Here is a 16,618-nt window from a genome sequence, read left to right as displayed (position 1 = left end):
GGCCCGGGTGCGGACCGGGCCGGCGGACAAACCCCACAATTCTAGGCCGGGCTCAGTCCCGCGACCCGGGCGAGTCTCCGGTAGGAGTCCAGCAGGGCGTTGCGGTCGTACGTACTGGTCGTGACCAGCACCTCCTGCGCGCCGGTCTCCTTGATCACTGTCTCCAGCTCGTGGGCGACCTGGTCCTCGGTTCCGGCGATGTGGCCGGTCAGGCCGGACTCGTAGAAGCCCCGCTCCTTGTCGGTCATCGTGAGGTCCTCGACACGCTCGGCGGGCGGCAGGGGCGGGAATGTGCCCTGTGTGCGGGAGCGGGCCATCGACCAGGCCTCGGGCAGCAGCAGGCGGTGTGCCGCCTCGGGGGTGGCGGCGACCGCGATGGTGCCCGAGATGACGACGTACGGCTCCGACGCCCAGGGGGAGGGGCGGAAGGCCGCCCGGTAGTGGTCGATGCCGCGCTGCATCTTCTCGCGGTTGCGCAGGTCGCCGATGACCATCGGGAGGCCCGCCTGTGCCGCGATCGTGGCGCCCTCGCCCATCGCGAGGACGAAGGGCGGCACGGTCAGGCCCTCCGCAGGCCGTGCGCGCACACCGGTCGGCGAGGTGTCGCGGAACCAGCCGAGCAGTTCGGCCAGCTGCCCGGAGAAGTCATCGGCGTCGTCCTTGTCCCGGCCGAGCGCCTTGCGCACCCCGTCCGTGAAGCCGACGGAGCGGCCCAGGCCCATGTCGATCCGCCCGGGGAACAGGGACTCCAGGACTCCGAACTGCTCGGCGACGACGAGCGGTTGGTGGTTGGGCAGCATCACGCCGCCGGTGCCGACCCGGATCGTGCGGGTGGCCGAGGCGACCGCGGCGGCCAGCACGGTCGGCGCGGAGCCGGCCACGCCGGGGACGCCGTGGTGCTCCGAGACCCAGATGCGGTGGTAGCCGAGCGCCTCCAGGTCCTGGGCCAGGCGCACGGTGTCACGCAGCGCCTCGCCGTCCTCGTGCCCCTCGCGGGTGCGGGAGCGGTCGAGCACGGACAGCCGTACGGCAGCACGGCGCGGCCCCGGGGCCCCCGGGGAGCCGCGGTGCTGCCGGTCCGGAGCGGGCGCGCCGGAAGGACCGGTGTCCGCAGTGGCCGCACCGGAGGGACCGGTGCCTGAAGTCGCCGTCTCGCTGCTGATCACAGTGGCGTCAACCGGCCTCGGCCGGGTGAAATTCCGCCGAGGTTCCCGCGGAAGCGCGGGTGGGGCGGCTTCGCCACCCGCGTGGCGGGCAGGGATCAGGGCGTCGGCGTCGATCCTCAGGCAACCAGGGATCCAGGCAACCAGGGAAGGCAGGAATGAGCATGCAGTACGTGAAGCTCGGTGCGACGGGTCTGGACGTGTCCCGGATCTGCGTGGGCTGCATGAGTTTCGGCATCCCCGGCCGCGGCCCGCACGAGTGGACCCTCGACGAGGAGGCGTCGCGCCCGCTGATCCGCCGGGCGCTGGATACCGGGATCAACTTCTTCGACACCGCGAACGTCTACTCCGACGGCACCAGCGAGGAGATCGTCGGCCGAGCGCTGACGGACCTGGCGAACCGCGACGAGATCGTCCTCGCGACCAAGGTGAACGGCGCGATGCACGAGGGCCCCAACGGCCGCGGACTGTCCCGCAAGGCGATCATGACGGAGATCGACCACAGCCTGCGCCGCCTGGGCACCGACTACGTGGACCTCTACCAGATCCACCGCTTCGACCCGGTCACCCCCGTCGAGGAGACGATGGAAGCGCTGCACGATGTGGTCAAGGCGGGCAAGGCCCGCTACATCGGGGCGAGTTCGATGTACGCCTGGCAGTTCTCCAAGGCGCAGTACACGGCACGGGCGAACGGCTGGACGCGGTTCGTGTCCATGCAGAACCACTACAACCTCCTCTACCGCGAGGAGGAACGCGAGATGCTGCCGCTGTGCCAGGACCAGGGCGTCGGCGTGGTGCCCTGGAGCCCGCTCGCGCGCGGTCGCCTCACCCGTGACTGGGGCGCGGCCACCGCGCGCAGCCGGACCGACGCGTTCGGCAGGAACCTGTACCAGGAGGGCGACCGGGAGATCGTCGACGCCGTCGCCCGGATCGCCGCCGAACGCGACGTGCCGCGCGCCCGGATCGCCCTCGCCTGGCTGCTGCACCAGGACGCCGTGACCGCGCCCATCGTCGGTGCCACCAAGCCCGAGCACCTCGACGACGCCGTCGCCTCCCTCGACCTGGAGCTCACCGAGAAGGAGATCGAACAGCTGGAGCAGCCGTACACGCCCCGGGCGATCAGCGGTCACTGACGCGGATGCCCGTTCGTCGTCGTCAGGAGTCCTGTGGCCGTACGGCGGGGTGCCGCTCGGCGGCGTACGAGGCGAGCCATGCCAGCGGAGCGTTCCAGTTGATGGCCACCTCGTTCGTCGAGTACGAGCCGATGTCGTCGATGTAGCAGGCCGCGGGCGCGCATCCGGGCAGCTGTTCCTGCGCGACCGGGTCCTGAAGCCCGCTGTTGGGTCCGCCCGCCAGCGCGCCCGCCGGAGGGTTGGGCAGCGAGGCGTCGTACTGGTGCGCCCAGAAGCGGTGGTGCTCGTTGTGGGAGTACTGCTCGCCGTACCCGGTGACGTACGACTGGTTGAGGGCGTTGCGGCCCAGCAGGTAGTCCATCGACTCCAGTACGCCGGTGCGGTAGCGCTTGGCGCCGGTCAGCTCATGGGCGACGGCCATGACGATCGCGTTGTCGGTGACCACGCTGTTGGAGCCCCAGACATATCCGGTGGCGGGGACCGGGACCGCGTAGCCCTGGCCGGCCATCGTGGACAGATAGCCGTCCGCCGCGGCCGTCACCGACTTGCGCACACGCGCGATGTCGGAGGCCGGAAGCTTGTTGGGGACGGTCGCCAGGGTGAGCCGCCCCAGCGCGGCGGTGTCCGCCCAGCTGAAGCCCAGCGGAGCGAAGGCGTCGGCCGACGTGTGCCAGGGCGAGGAGGTGACCGCGCTGCGATAGGTGCTCTTGCCGGTCGTGGCGTACAACTCGGCGGCGGCCCAGTAGAACTCGTCGGTGACGCGCGTGTCGCCGTACGCGCCGCCGCCGGTGCTGTCCGAATCCGGTGCGTACAGCGCCGGGTTGGCCTGCGCGGCGGTCCAGGCGCGTTTGGCCGCGACCAGGCACCGGTCGGCGAACTTGGCGTCGTAGGGCCGGTAGACGCGCGCGCACTGGGCCGCCGCGGCCGCCAGGTTGAGAGTGGCCGCGGTGGACGGGCGGTGCAGCTCGCGCGGCTGGGAGTCCTGGTCGGGGCGGGTGGGCAGACCGGTCCAGGCGGCGTCGTGCACCTTGTGGAAGGCCATCCCGGCGTACGGCTTGCCCTCCGGTATCTGCATCCGCATCAGGAAGTCGAGCTCCCAGCGCGCCTCGTCCAGGACGTCCGGCACGCGGTTGCCGCGCTCGGGCACGCGCAGCGTCGAGTCGCCCAGCGCCGACGCCTGACCCGATCTCTTCGCCCGCTCGAAGGAGTTGACCACCAGCCATGTCGAAATGCCGCCGTTGACCACGTACTTGCCCTGGTCCCCCGCGTCGTACCAGCCGCCCCTGACATCCTGGGTGTAGTCGCACACCCCGGCCTGGCAGGGCACGTCGGTGTCGCCCTGGTTCGGTGCGACACCGAGGTGACCGGCCGGGCGCGCGTACGCCGGGCCCACCAGGGATGCCTCGATGGGGATGCCGCTGCGCTGGTGGTAGAAGAACGCCAGCGAGTCGGAGCGCAGTCCGTCGTAGAGGTCCGTGCGGATGTCGAAGGGTTCGCTGCTCTGCCCGTCGACCACCAGGACGTACCCGGTGCCCGCCCGCTTGTACGCGGAGAAGTCCGCCACCTGGGTCGACTGCCCGGAAGCGGCGTCCGGGCCGCGGTTCACGGTGGAGCCCGAAGCGACCGTCGCGCCGGATGCGTTGCGCAGCTGCCAGGTGAGCGGCTCGGTGGCTGCGGTCACCACGGTCGCGCGCTTGGGGCCGTTGGGAAGATAGCCGACTTGGTTGACCCGTACGGGAGTTGGGGACGCAGCCTCGGCGGAGGGTGCGGCGGGGAGCCCGGCCGCACCCGGGGCGAGCGCGAGACCGCCGGAGAGTAAGGCCCCGGTCAGCAGGGCGACTGCCATGTGCGTGAGACGGCGGCGGGGCAAGGGGAATTCAGGCATGAGCGGCTCCCGGCGGGGATGAGGCGAATAGGGCGAACACCGCCACGGGCGTGCGGGCGGTGGCATTTTGGGAGCGCTCCCATGTCGGAGGATTGCATGGGCATGCCATGCCGTCAATGAGAAGTGTCGGGGCTTTTCGGGTCGGTGGAACGTTCGCCTGGTGGGTGAGTGTGTGCGGGTCGGCGGCGTTCGGTGGGGGTTCGATGTGCCCGTCGATGCGGACTTGGGCGACTTCCGTGGCGCGATCCGGGAACACCGTGTTCTGCGTGGTTCCGTCGGCGGCGGCCGTCGGGGCGGAGCTGTTGGTGCGGTCGGCCGGCGCGACTTCTCCGGACCGCAGGGATTGCGTATTTCTTTTCGAGACGTCTTCGCTGACGTTCTGTCAATCGCTGCACTCGGGATGCGAATAGGAAATTGACAGGATCTCTTGTTTCGCCTCGGTGGCCTGTGCAAAGGTGTGCCCTGTCGGCGTGCAGACAAATTCCTTCTCTCTGTACGCGTGCGATGCGCCCGACCCCTCCTCGCTTCAAAAGAGCTGTGAGAGGGGGGAGTTCGAGACATCAACCCCCCATGGGTAGTCCTTCCGTGTCGTCGGGCGGGCTACATACCCATTGGTATGGACTAATTCTGGCGTTACCTTTGGGAGGAAAGCGAACGTGAATGACCCAGCCCAGTCGGAACCCCCCACCCCGGGCCGGATGTTCGAAATGACGGACGGACAGCTCGCGGCCGACTTGAAGAAGAACCCCGGGAAGAGGCCCTCGCACTATCCCGTCGGGGAACTTCTGGACCGGCACTGGGAAGCCGTCTTCTCTTACGCACGCCTGTGCACCGATGGCGTACGCCCCGCGGGAATCCTCACCACGGCGGCATTCACGCGCCTGTTCGGGGACACGCTACGGCAAACCGGTCCTGCGACGGCATGGCGTCCGCAACTGCTGGTCACCGTGCGCCGGATCGCCGCCGAATGGGACGCGGACAAACGGCACACGCTGCTCCACCCCGAATTGCGGACCGGCTCGGGCGGCGAGCGGGCTGCCGCGCGGCTCCTCCCGCGCGAGAACAGGCGCCTGCTGTCCCGGGCGTTTCAGCGGCTTCGGGAGCCCAGCCGCTGCCTCCTGTGGCACACGGAGGTCGAGTCCGAGCAGCTGGAGGTGCCCGCCGCCCTGTTGGGCCTCGACCTCGACGACGCCGCCGTGGAGCTGGCGCGCGCTCGCGAACGTCTGCGCGAGGCCTGCATGGAGGTCCATCGAGAACTGGCCCCCGAGCAGGAGTGCCGACGCTACAGCCGCATGCTCGACGTGTCCGTCCGGCGCGGCGGCGTCGATCTCGACCCCGACCTGCGAGCTCATATGGCCCGCTGCGAGCACTGCCGCTACGCCGCCGACCAGCTGAACCAGTTCAACGGCGAACTCGCCGTCCCCCTCGCCGAGTCCGTGCTCGGCTGGGGCGCGCGGGCCTACCTCGAAGCCCGTGCGGCCCGCGCCGCCGCCGAGGTGGAAGTGGCGCCGACCGGGGCCATCGTCGAAGTGACGCCGACCGGGGCCGCCGAAACGCCCGGCACAGGCCCAGGCGTGGCTGCAGACGTGGGCTCCGGCATATCCGCCGCGACCGCCGGCGTACAGCACACGCCTGCCGGCCACCGGCCCCCGCGGGCCGAAGGGCGACGGGACGCGCGACCGCCGACCCACAAGGCCCCGCGTCGTTCCGTGCGCCGCCGCAACCTCACGCTGGCCGTGCTGACGGTGAGCGGCCTGGTGCTGGTCCCGCTCGTCCTGTGGTCCGCCCTCGGTTCGGGCGACGACGGGATGTCCGGCAACACGCCCACGGATGCGGCCAGTTCGGGCACGGGCCGGGGGCCGGGCGGCAACCCGTCCTGGATCGGCAGCGGCGACTCGGCGAACGGCGCCATGAGCGGCCGACTCCGGAACGCCGCGACCGGGCTGTGTATCGGTCTCGTCGGCAACAAGGCCGCGGTCGGTACGGAGACCGAACTCGCCTCGTGCGGCTCGGAGGCCAGCCCGCGATGGTCGTACGAGTCCGACGGACTGCTGCGGCTCCAGGACGCCCCCGACCTGTGCCTCGACTCCCACCTCGGCTACTCGGTCCAACTGGCGCCGTGCACGGGCCCGTCGAAGCCGGACACGAAGAACGTGCGCTACGACTTCACCCTTCAGGGCGCCCTCGTACCGCGCTGGAACCAGGACCTCGCGCTGACCCCCGCTTCCGCCAAGGAGAAGGCGGCACTCGTTCTCAAGTCCCGCGACGACGCGGCGCCCCAGCGCTGGACGCTCGACACGTCGGGACCCGCCCTCCAGATGGAGGTGGTCAACTGGGACTCCGAGGACACCTCCCCGGCCCCCGAGCCCTCCGGCCCTCCCCGTCACTCGACCACGTCGTCGTCCACCGCGCCGACGACCAAGCCCACCCCCACGCCCTCGACACCGAAGACGACCGCGCCGTCCGCGCATCCCACGTACTCCACGAATCCGACGAATCCCACGTATCCCGGGGGGAGCAGCTGCTACTACCCCAACTACTGCTACGGGACAGGCCGGTACGGCGGCACCGGCTACGGCGGTTATGGCTACGGGGGTTACGGCTACGGCTATGGCGGCTACGGATACGGCTACGGAGGCCAGCGCTGATCCGGAGGTCGTAGCGTGCTCAGGCGCCCGCTCCTGAGCGCACGACCGTCAGGAAGACCGACGAGGAGTTGCCGGACACCGGGACCGCGCCCTGTGTCCACGGCACCTTGAGGAAGTCCCGCTCGTCGGGTGGCGTGACGAGCAGGGCGGCGGGCGTCGCCGAACGGGCGCCGCTGACCTGCGGGTTGGAGAACGTCAGACCGGCCGAGGCGCTCTGCCCGGGCGCCAGTGTGAGAGTGGCGGGCGTGCCCGAGGACCGCTTGGGGTCCGGGCCCAGTTGCTTCCCGGACGCGTCGACGAAGGCCGCTCCCGGATAGCCGTGCAGGGTGCAGGTGTGCTGGGAGCGGTTGGTCAGGACGAGGGGGAAGTTCTCCTGCCCGGCGCCCGGGTCGTTGCGGCCGACGGATGCGCGCAGTTCGGAGGTGTGGCAGCGGGTGCCGGCGGAACCGTACGTGGGGGAGACGGAGGCGGTGCGCGGCCGGGACGAGCCGGTGCGGGAGGGCGTGACGCTGCCGGCGGGCGGCGTGGAGGTGCTCGGGGTGCGGGCCGCGGAGGCGGGCTCGCCCGTGCCGGGAAGCCGCTGCGACGGCGCGCCCGAGCCGTGCTCGGTTCCGCAGCCGGAGAGTGCGGTCGCCGCCGCGACCGCGCAGGCCCCCAGCGCCGCCCAGCCGGGCTTGTGGCCGGTGGTGGCCGACGTGCCGGGCCGGAAGGTCGTCATGTCCACGCTCCTCACGAATCACCGTACGCCTGTGGCGTGTGCGCACACTGCCGAGTGCCCCGCCATCCGGGTCCGATGCACGAGAGGGCCCGAGGAAGGATCCCCGGGCCCTCTCGCGTCACGTGGGTGCCGTCGCTCAGCGCTGGGTGTAGATGAAGCCGATCTTGTCGACCTCGTCGCCGCCGCGGCCGTGGAAGCCGGCGATCTGCCAGCCGGACGGCGCGGTGCGGGTCACACAGTCGGACGTGGTCGTGCCGGTGGCCAGGGTGCGGCCGAGGTTGGTCGTGTACTTCGCGTAGAAGATCCGTGTGTGGTCGTCCTTCGAGCCCTGGCACAGCTGGACCGACGTCGCGTACTCGTCACTGCCGAGCGTCAGCGAGGAGGCGGTGCCGCCAGTGCCGCCGTGGGTGAGCGTCGTGCCGTTGCTCAGGGTCAGACCCATCTGGTCGACGCGCGCGGCGCCGCGCAGGGAAAGGGTGGTGGCCCGGGCGGCGGCGGGAACCCGGTCGATGTCGTTGAAGTAGTCGCCGTGCGGCCCGCCGAACTGGTCGCTGAGCTGGAAGGCGGAGTTGCGCGACCAGGAGAACTTCGCGGTGATCGGGTCGTGGTCGGAGAGCATCTTGCCCTCGGAGTTGAGGAACGAGGCGTGCTCGTTGTTGTACGACGTGGCGTTGAGGGTGATGAACCTGCTGCCCCGGTAGAGGATCTTGTCGACGACCTCGCAGGTGTTGGGCACGGTGGGTCCGGTCTGGTCGCAGACCAGCGCGTCGCTGCCCTTGGCGGGGGCGGAGCCGCCGCGTATGAGCTTCACCCAGGCGTCGGTCAGCCCGTTGGAGGCGGCGAACTCGGCGATGGTGTCGGCGGATCGGGTGTAGCGGGTGTTGGTGTCACCCATCACGACGACGGCGTTGCCGGCCGAGTGCGTGCCGATGAACGAGGTCAGCTGCTTGAGGTTGTCGGCGCGGGAGGCCTCGTCGCCGTCGTTGGTGCCGGCGTTGGTGTGCAGGTTGTAGAAGTCGACGTAGACGCCCTCGGCGAGGCGCTCACGCATGAAGGTGAAGCCCTTGGGGGTGAGGCAGTCGCCCGAGTCGAGCTGGCAGGAGTTCCAGTGGGAGCGCTCGAAGTCGTCGCCGTCCCAGGCGTAGTTGGAGACGGTGTTGAGGCCGCTGCCGATGCCCGCGCCGCCGCTGGTCGCGGTGCGGTAGGCGTGGGTGTCCGTGGAGTACAGGTAGGCGTGGTAGTTGAAGTCCTCCTGGACGTTCACGATGTCGTACGGCGCGATACGGCGGCCGATCTCCGTCGTGCTGGTGTCCCGCGGGGTCGAGGCGCTGGACAGCGACTCCGGGAGTCCGGCGACGTTGTAGCTGAACACGCTGAACGAGCCCGAGTCGGCGGCCGCCGCGGCGGGTGCGGCCGCGGTGAGGCCGCCGAGGGTGGCGGCTGTCGCCGCCAGGGAGGCGAGGAGTCTGCGAACGCGAGGCATGGGGGAGGCTCCTGGGGGTGCGGGGGGTGGGGTTCGGAGCGGCTGGTGGCCGACCCCGGTATGGCGTCGGACGTGGCTGCGCCGGTCAAGATCGCGTCGATGTGCAGGACGTATTCTGCGTTCCGGACGTAACGGTCAGGGGAGTTGCGGGAACGGACGGATGACCATGAGGCGTCGGCCAGGCCCGCCGTCCGTTAGAACGTCACATCCTGCGCGAACTTCGTGGTGCCGTCGTTGGCATCCAGCACCAGCCGGTAGTTGGAGTGCCGCAGATAGCGGGTCGGGTAGTTGGTGGAGGTGCTGAACGGTTGGTCGGTATACCGAACGAGGTTCGGAAAACCGGTCGGACTGTAGGGGGTGGGCGTGTGCACGTCAATGGATCGGACGGGTCTCCAGGAGGCGAACCTCGCTGGTGCGAGCGGGAGTTCATGCGGCGAGCGGTATGTGTCGTGGTGTCCCGCTCGCCAGTGCGGGCGCCGAACCGCAGCGGCCCTCGCGGGGCTTGCCGTACGGAAGTGATGTGAGATCGCGGCGCATGCGCACTCGCCGGGGGCGACCGGCGAGGGCGCCGTACCGCCGCGCGCCGGTCACCCCCGGCGCTGTCTAGGCTGGCCCGTGTGACGCAGAACAGCAGGACCAGACCGCTCGCCGTGTTCGACCTCGACGGCACGCTCGCCGACAGCGCCCACCGGCAGCGGTTTCTGGAGCGCAAGCCAAGGGACTGGGCCGCGTTCTTCGCGGCGGCGCCGCAGGATCCGCCGCTCGCCGAGGGCGTTGCGCTCGCGCTGAAGAGCGCGGAGGAGTGCGAGGTCGTCTACCTCACCGGCCGTCCCGAGCGCTGCCGCCGCGACACCGTCGACTGGCTGGCCGCGCAGGGGCTGCCGGAGGGGCGCATCTGGATGCGGCGCAACGACGACCGCAGGCCCGCCCGGCGCACCAAGCTGGAGATCCTCCGCCGGCTCGCCCGTGACCGCGAGATCCGCGTCCTCGTGGACGACGACGAGCTCGTGTGCGACGACGCGCAGCGGGCCGGCTTCTCCGTCGTGCGGGCGCGCTGGGCGGCCGCGTCCGCGGCGCTCAAGGACGCGCAGGAGCGGGAGGGGCGGACCTGAGGGTGCCTCCGCCGATGGCGGGGTGATCCTCAGTGGTCCGCCCGGTAATCGCCCGGTTCGCTCGTTCGGGAGCTAGTCCGCGTCCTCCAGTCGGAAGCCGACCTTCAGGCCGACCTGGTAGTGCTGGACCTGCCCGTTCTCGATCTGCCCCCTGACCTGTGTGACCTCGAACCAGTCCAGGTTGCGCAGGGTCTGCGAGGCGCGGGCGATGCCGTTGCGGATGGCCTTGTCGACGCTCTCGGGCGAGGTGCCGACGATCTCGGTGACCCGGTACGTGTGGTCGGACATGCGGGAACTCCTCTCCGCCGTGGCGGGTGTGCCACGCGTCATTCCACGGTGCCCCACGGCGCGGCGGTCCGCGAGATGTCGGAGGGCCGGAAGCGACCTCTCCGGGTGCTTCCTACCCCGTACGGCGCCCGCATGCCTTGCGTACGGCGGCGAAGTGCGGCCCCTTTCGCCGTCTCGGTGGCCGGATCCGCCCTTGACGGCCGGATTGGTCCATACCAAAATCCAGCACACCCGTACGAGCGCCGAGCTCGTCCCCCACGTCGGGCCTCCCGTCCCCTGTCCGCAAGGCGGACAAGGCAGAACAGGACCCCTCGTGAGACGTCGCCTCCTCGCCCTTCTCTGTGTATCCGCCTCCCTGCTCACCGCGTGCGGTGTCCTTCCGGGAGGAGGGACCGAGCGGCGGACCGTCACGGTGTGGCTGATGAAGGACAGCGCGTCCCCGGCGTTCCTGGAGCGGTTCACGAAGGCGTTCGAGCAGGAGCACGGGGATCTCGACCTCGACATCCGCATCCAGCAGTGGACCGGGATCGGCGAGAAGGTCGAGGCGGCGCTCAAGCGGGACGACGCGGGCGCGCCCGACGTCATCGAGGTCGGCAACACACAGGTCGCGCAGTACGTCGACAAGGGCGGCCTGGACGACCTGACCCTGGAGTCGGTGCGCGACTGGGGCTCGGACGGCTGGCTCCCCGGCCTTGCCGACCCCGGCCAGGTCCGCAACCACCAGTACGGCATCCCGTGGTACGCCGCCAACCGCGTCGTCATCTACCGCAAGGACCTGTTCGCCGAGGCCGGCATCAAACGGCCGCCGGTCACCCGCGAGCAGTGGCTGGCGGACACCGAGCGGCTCAACTCCGGTGGGAACCAAGGTATTTACCTGGCCGGACAGGACTGGTACACCCTGGCCGGGTTCATCTGGGACGAGGGCGGCGATCTCGCGAAGGAGAGCGTCGGGCACTGGGAGGGGACCCTGCAGACGCCCGCCGCGCTGCGCGGCATGGACTTCTACCGGCGCCTCCAGGCCCTCGGTGACGGGCCTGCGACCGCGGATGAGGAACACCCGCCGCAGGCCGGGGTGTTCGCCCGGGGGCACGTGGCGCAGCTCGTGGCCGTGCCCGGGCTCGCCCAGGCCATCGTGCGGCAGAACCCGGACCTGGAGGCGAAGTTGGGCTTCTTCCCCGTGCCCGGCAAGACGGCCGGGGAGCCGGGTGCCGTGTTCACCGGCGGCTCCGACCTCGTGGTGCGCAAGACGACCGACAACCGCCAGGGAGCCGTCGCCGTCGTCGCCGCGCTGGCCGGCGCCAAGTGGCAGACCGAGCTCGCCCGGACCATGAACTACGTGCCGAACAAGACGAGCCTGGCGAGCGCGGTCGCCGGTGAGGAGGGAGTCGCGGCCATGGCGGCGGGCGCCGCACAGGGCCGGGCGACCCCCTCCTCCCCCGACTGGGCAGCCGTCGAGGCAGACAACCCGATCAAGGACTACATGACGAAGGTCCTCACCGGATCCGACCCGGCGACCGAGGCCCGGCGCGCCTCACGCCGGATCACCGAGACGCTGAAGGGCGGTCAGGAGTGAGCCCCGTTCCTCCGGAAGGCCGGTGCGCCTCACCCGGCCACGCTCAGCGACAGTGCGAACCGGTTCTTCTCGTCCGTCCACCAATGGGTCAACTCCAGCCCTGACGCGGCCAGTTCCGAGCGCACGCCCTCCTCGCGGAACTTCGCCGAGATCTCGGTGCGCAGTTCCTCGCCGTCCGCGAAGTCGACGGCGAGGTCGAGGGCGGGGATCTTCACCGTCTGCGCGGTCAGCGCGCGCAGCCGCATCTCGATCCACTCGTGCTCGGCGTCCCAGAGGGCGACATGGGAGAAGGCGTCGGGGTCGAAGTCGGCGCCGAGTTCACGGTTGACGACGGCGAGCACGTTCTTGTTGAACGCGGCCGTCACCCCGGCCGCGTCGTCGTACGCCGCCACAAGGACCGACTCGTCCTTGACCAGGTCGGTACCGAGCAACAGGGCGTCGCCCGGGGACAGCAGGGACCGTACGGAGGCCAGGAACGCGGCGCGTTCGGCGGGCAGCAGATTGCCGATCGTGCCGCCCAGGAACGCCACGAGCCGCGGCCCGGGCGTGCCCGGCAGGGCCAGACCGCCGGTGAAGTCGGCGATCAGCGCGTGCACGGCCAGATCCGGCTGCTCGGCGATCAGCGCCTGCCCGGCCTGGGTGAGCGCGCTCTCGCTCACGTCGACCGGCACATACGTGTGCAGGCCCGGCAGCGCGTCCAGCAGGTGCCGGGTCTTCTCCGACGAGCCGGAACCCAGCTCGACGAGTGTGCGGGCGCCCGTCGCCGCGGCGATCTCGGCGGCCCGGGCGATCAGGATCTCCCGCTCGGCGCGGGTCGGATAGTACTCGGGCAGTTCGGTGATCTTGTCGAAGAGCTCGCTGCCGTGCGCGTCGTAGAACCACTTCGGCGGCAGCGTCTTGGGCGTGCCGGTGAGGCCGTGCAGGACGTCGGTGCGCAGGGCCGCGTCGGTGGCGTCCTCGGGCAGGGTGCGGGTGAGAAGGAACGGGCTCACGTACGGGGCTCCTTGGGTGTGGCGGGTGCCAGGTGGTCGTGCGCGTCGCCCGGTTCGGGCGGGCCGCCGGTTTCGGGCTTCTCGTGGGGCTCCTTGAGCGGGGTGAGCAGAACGTCGGTGCGGCTCGCCGCGAGCAGCGTGCGGTCCGGCACCTCCTGCCAGTGCGGGTCGTCGTCGTACGGCTCGGAGGCCACGACGGTGCGGCGGCCGGGCTCGGAGAGATACCAGAGGGTGTCGCCCCAGGCCGTCGCGGTGATCGTCTCGCCGTCGGTGAGCAGCAGGTTGAGCCGCGAGCCCGGGGCCGCCTCGGCGACCTCCAGCACCGTGTCGGCCAGTGCCTGCCCCGCCTCGTCACCGCTGCGCAGCCGGTGCAGCAGCAGCGCCCAGACGAGGGCCGAGTCGCAGCGCGCCTCCAGCGAGAGGATCTCGAGCGGCGGCAGGGTCGTGACGAGCGGGGCGAGCGAGCGCGGCCACCCGGCGACCGCCCCGTTGTGGCTGAACAGCCAGGCGCCCGCGGCGAACGGTGCCGCCGCGGCCTCCCCGTCCGCGCCCGCGACGGTCGCGTCCCGCACCGCCGCGAGCAGTGCCCCCGAGCGCACCACCCGCGCCAGGTCGGCGAAGGACTGGTCCCCCCAGATGGGCCCGGTGCGCCGGTAGCGCGCCGGAACGGGATCCCCTTCGGCGTACCAACCCACCCCGAAACCATCGGCGTTGACGGTGCCGTGCCGCTGACGCCGGGGTGCCCAGGACTGCCGGAAGAGGCTGTGCGGCGGCTGGACGAGGAGCCTGCCGAGCGGCTCCTCGGGCCCCAGGTACGCCAGATGACGGCACATCAGACATCCTCCGCGGAGCGGGCCGTACGGAACCCGGAGAAGATCTGCCGCCGGATCGGGTAGTCCCAGTTGCGGAACGTGCCCCGGCAGGCCACCGCGTCCACGGCGAACGAACCGCCGCGCAGCACCTTGTACTCCGGCCCGAAGAACACCTCCGAGTACTCCTTGTACGGGAACGCCGAGAAGCCGGAGTACGGCAGGAAGTCGCTCGCCGTCCACTCCCAGACGTCGCCTATCAACTGCCGTACGCCGAGCGGAGATTCACCCTGCGGATAGCTGCCGGCCGGGGCCGGACGCAGATGCCGCTGCCCGAGGTTGGCGTGCTCGGGTGTCGGGTCGGCGTCGCCCCACGGGTAGCGCCGGGAACGGTCGGAGACCGGGTCGTGGCGGGCCGCCTTCTCCCACTCGGTCTCGGTGGGCAGCCGACGCCCCGCCCAGCGCGCGTACGCGTCCGCCTCGTACCAGCACACGTGCAGCACCGGCTCGTCGGGCGGGACGGCCTCAGTGACGCCGAAGCGCCGCCGCAGCCACTGCCCGCCCTCCCGTCGCCAGTACAGCGGCGCGTCGATCCCGTGCGCGCGGATGTGGTCCCAGCCCTGCGGCGTCCACCAGCGCTCGGTGTCGTAGCCGCCGTCTTCGATGAAGGCCTGGAACGCGCCGTTCGTCACCGGGGTGGTGTCGATGAAGAACGGGGCGACCTCGCGCCGGTGTGCGGGCCGCTCGTTGTCCAGCGACCACGGCTCGGCGGACGTGCCCATCGTGAACGGGCCGCCGGGGACCAGGACTTCGGCAGGGCCGGTGTCCAGCGGGGCGGGCGCGGGGTCCGGCGCGGTGAGGGCCGCCGGGCCCTTGCGCAGCTGATGGGTGATCAGCATCGTCTCGTCGTGCTGCTGTTCGTGCTGCGCGATCATCCCGAACGCGAAGCCCGCCTCGGTCAGCCGCGTGCCGTCGAAGCGTGTGCTCTCCAGCACGTCCAGGGCCCGCCCGCGCACCTCGGCGACATAGCGGCGGGCCTCGTCCGGCGGCAGCAGCGGCAGCGAGGGGCGCTCGGCGCGCGAGTGCTCGAACGCGTCGTAGATCCCGTCGATCTCCGGCCGGATCGCGTCACGCCCCGCGACCGCGCGCAGCAGCCACAGCTCCTCCTGGTTGCCGATGTGCGCGAGGTCCCACACCAGTGGGGACATCAACGGCGAGTGCTGCGCGGTCAGTTCGGGCTCCTCCACGCAGGACGTGAGGAGCGCGGTCCGCTCGCGCGCCGTGGTCAGCGTGTCCCGGGCCCGCTCGCGGAGCGCCTCGGGGTCCGTGAGTGCGTCGGGGGCGGTCATGTGCGGTCGTCCTTCCCGTGGAACTGGCTGAGCAGATCATCGGCCGGGCAGCGGCCGCGGGCGACGTAGCGGTCGGTGAACTGCGCGACGGCGTCCTGCACTTCGGCACTGGCGCCCAGCCGGGGCAGCGCCTCGGCCGCGGCCCTGAAACAGGTGAGGGCGGCCTCGTGCAGGTCCGGGTCGGTGAGCGCGGACCGGGCGGCCGCGTCCCACAGCGGATTGCACGGGGCGGGCCGCGAACCCGCCCGCTCCGCAAGGGGTTTCACCGTCCGGTACGCCGTCTCGGCGGCCTCCGCGTCGTCGAAGAGGGCTGCCGTCACCGCGAGCGGCACGATCCATCCGTCGTCGCCCGGCTGGGCGTCGATCATGCGGAGTTCCAGATGGCCGCGCGGCCGCACCGGCGGGAACAGGGTGGTGAGGTGATACTCCAGATCCTCCCGGCCGGGCGGCGCGTCGGAGCGGGTCCAGTCGCGGAAGGTCATGCCGTCCGGCACTCCCCACGGCCCGTCCGGCTCGCGTACGCACATCACCGGAGCGTCCAGGACGTGCCGGGCCCAGGCGGCGCGCGGGTCGCCGTACAGGGACGGGGCGCTGGAGCGGCCGGGGTCCATGCCGGCCCACAGCGACTGGCGCGTGGAACGCCAGCCGGTGCACCGGCCCTCGGCCATCGGCGAGTGGGCGAACGCGGCCACCAGCACCGCGCCCAGCTGGTGCGCGAGCCACCAGCGCCGCCCGTGCCCGAGCGGACCCGGCTCCTCGTGCCCGGCGTCCACGCACACCTGGACGGACGCGGAGGAGCACATCATGGCGCGGCCCTCCGGGCCGGTGCGGTCGAGGTAGCGCTCCATGGCGTCGTAGCGCGGCTCATGGAGGTAGCGGCTCGGGGGGTTCCAGGGATCCTGGCCGTAACCGCTGAGGCCGAGATCCGCCTCGCGCAGTACCGTGCGTACGGCGGCGAGGTCGGCGGACACGGACCCGATGCACTCCATCAGGGAGGCGGCGGGAAGGGAGCTGAGCTCCAGCTGACCGCCGGGCTCGACGGTCAGCGCCGAACGCAGGGGCAGGGTCCGCAGAGCGGCGTAGGCCGCTTCGAGTCGTGCGGGTATGACGGGGAGCTGCGGCATCCGCAGATCATGAACAATCCATTCCACTTCGACGCCGAGGGAGCGGGGCGGGCCGGTCTTGAAGCAGATGCCGCGGACCAGGGCCTCCACCTCGGCTTCGGTGACACCGGAGCGTTTCTCCGTACAGTCACTCACCGAATCGGACATGTCGGGATCCTCCTGAGATTCCACCCATGCCGCCGACCCGGCTTCTTGTGGGCCGGACCGGCACAGCTCGTCCTACCCAAGACCACACATGCGGGTTCGCACAAGGGTGCAGATCCGCTCTTTCGGGACCCGGGCGCGCTGTAGGCGGAGCCGCGAAACTCTGTTGCGCCGCATGACCAGCATCGCTCACGATG

General features: G+C 71.2%; 13 protein-coding genes and 1 pseudogene. 4 read left to right on the top strand and 10 right to left on the bottom strand.

Annotation, left to right across the window (positions count from 1 at the left end; genetic code table 11):
- Positions 1-41: 41 nt before the first annotated feature.
- Positions 42-1,022 (bottom strand): LLM class flavin-dependent oxidoreductase, encoded by a 981-nt coding sequence (locus AB5J56_RS06650; protein ID WP_369242386.1) that lies wholly within the window; start codon positions 1,020-1,022, stop codon positions 42-44.
- Positions 1,023-1,327: 305 nt separating this feature from the next.
- Between AB5J56_RS06650 and AB5J56_RS06645 the strand changes: the two genes are divergently transcribed.
- The gene (locus AB5J56_RS06645) at positions 1,328-2,296 is read left to right on the top strand and encodes an aldo/keto reductase (RefSeq protein WP_369242384.1); all 969 of its coding nucleotides are present in this window, start codon (positions 1,328-1,330) and stop codon (positions 2,294-2,296) included.
- A gap of 22 nt (positions 2,297-2,318) precedes the next feature.
- Here AB5J56_RS06645 and AB5J56_RS06640 read toward each other — a convergent pair whose 3' ends face one another.
- Positions 2,319-4,181 carry a glycoside hydrolase family 9 protein gene (locus AB5J56_RS06640; protein WP_369231001.1) on the bottom strand — a complete coding sequence of 621 codons (1,863 nt, stop codon included), beginning with the start codon at positions 4,179-4,181 and terminating at the stop codon, positions 2,319-2,321.
- Between the two features lie 707 nt (positions 4,182-4,888).
- Here AB5J56_RS06640 and AB5J56_RS06635 point away from each other — a divergent pair.
- A complete protein-coding gene (locus AB5J56_RS06635) occupies positions 4,889-6,829 on the top strand; it encodes a ricin-type beta-trefoil lectin domain protein (protein WP_369230999.1) in 1,941 nt (646 codons plus the stop codon).
- Between the two features lie 19 nt (positions 6,830-6,848).
- Here AB5J56_RS06635 and AB5J56_RS06630 read toward each other — a convergent pair whose 3' ends face one another.
- The 3 genes and pseudogenes from AB5J56_RS06630 to AB5J56_RS06620 all read right to left on the bottom strand — a co-directional run.
- A complete protein-coding gene (locus AB5J56_RS06630; protein ID WP_369230997.1) occupies positions 6,849-7,547 on the bottom strand; it encodes a DUF4232 domain-containing protein in 699 nt (232 codons plus the stop codon).
- 136 nt (positions 7,548-7,683) lie between these two features.
- Positions 7,684-9,030, bottom strand: a complete 1,347-nt coding sequence (locus AB5J56_RS06625) for a jacalin-like lectin (protein WP_369230995.1) — start codon at positions 9,028-9,030, stop codon at positions 7,684-7,686.
- 83 nt (positions 9,031-9,113) lie between these two features.
- Positions 9,114-9,326: pseudogene (locus tag AB5J56_RS06620) on the bottom strand (AbfB domain-containing protein); the annotation flags it as partial.
- Between the two features lie 321 nt (positions 9,327-9,647).
- On the opposite strand from AB5J56_RS06620, the gene AB5J56_RS06615 reads away from it, so the two are divergent.
- Complete coding sequence (locus AB5J56_RS06615) at positions 9,648-10,142, top strand: hypothetical protein (protein WP_369230993.1); 495 nt, start codon at positions 9,648-9,650, stop codon at positions 10,140-10,142.
- A 72-nt stretch (positions 10,143-10,214) separates the two neighbouring features.
- Here the strand turns inward: AB5J56_RS06615 and AB5J56_RS06610 are convergent, their stop codons facing one another.
- The gene (locus AB5J56_RS06610; RefSeq protein WP_369230992.1) at positions 10,215-10,430 is read right to left on the bottom strand and encodes a dodecin; all 216 of its coding nucleotides are present in this window, start codon (positions 10,428-10,430) and stop codon (positions 10,215-10,217) included.
- 313 nt (positions 10,431-10,743) lie between these two features.
- On the opposite strand from AB5J56_RS06610, the gene AB5J56_RS06605 reads away from it, so the two are divergent.
- Positions 10,744-12,003 (top strand): extracellular solute-binding protein, encoded by a 1,260-nt coding sequence (locus tag AB5J56_RS06605; protein ID WP_369230990.1) that lies wholly within the window; start codon positions 10,744-10,746, stop codon positions 12,001-12,003.
- Positions 12,004-12,032: 29 nt separating this feature from the next.
- On the opposite strand, the gene egtD is transcribed toward AB5J56_RS06605, so the two are convergent.
- The 4 genes from egtD to egtA are packed head-to-tail and all read right to left on the bottom strand — an operon-like array spanning position 12,033 to position 16,424.
- Positions 12,033-12,995 (bottom strand): L-histidine N(alpha)-methyltransferase, encoded by a 963-nt coding sequence (gene egtD / locus AB5J56_RS06600; protein WP_369230988.1) that lies wholly within the window; start codon positions 12,993-12,995, stop codon positions 12,033-12,035.
- Positions 12,992-13,828, bottom strand: coding sequence for an ergothioneine biosynthesis protein EgtC (gene egtC / locus AB5J56_RS06595; RefSeq protein WP_369230986.1), 837 nt, complete (start codon positions 13,826-13,828; stop codon positions 12,992-12,994). Before egtC ends, egtD begins: the two co-directional genes overlap by 4 nt.
- The gene (egtB, locus tag AB5J56_RS06590) at positions 13,828-15,153 is read right to left on the bottom strand and encodes an ergothioneine biosynthesis protein EgtB (protein ID WP_369230984.1); all 1,326 of its coding nucleotides are present in this window, start codon (positions 15,151-15,153) and stop codon (positions 13,828-13,830) included. Before egtB ends, egtC begins: the two co-directional genes overlap by 1 nt.
- The gene (gene egtA, locus AB5J56_RS06585) at positions 15,150-16,424 is read right to left on the bottom strand and encodes an ergothioneine biosynthesis glutamate--cysteine ligase EgtA (RefSeq protein WP_369230982.1); all 1,275 of its coding nucleotides are present in this window, start codon (positions 16,422-16,424) and stop codon (positions 15,150-15,152) included. Before egtA ends, egtB begins: the two co-directional genes overlap by 4 nt.
- Between the last annotated feature and the right edge of the window lie 194 nt (positions 16,425-16,618).

Source organism: Streptomyces sp. R21 (assembly GCF_041051975.1).
Classification (GTDB): domain Bacteria; phylum Actinomycetota; class Actinomycetes; order Streptomycetales; family Streptomycetaceae; genus Streptomyces.
This window is presented reverse-complemented; position numbering and strand designations above follow the sequence as displayed.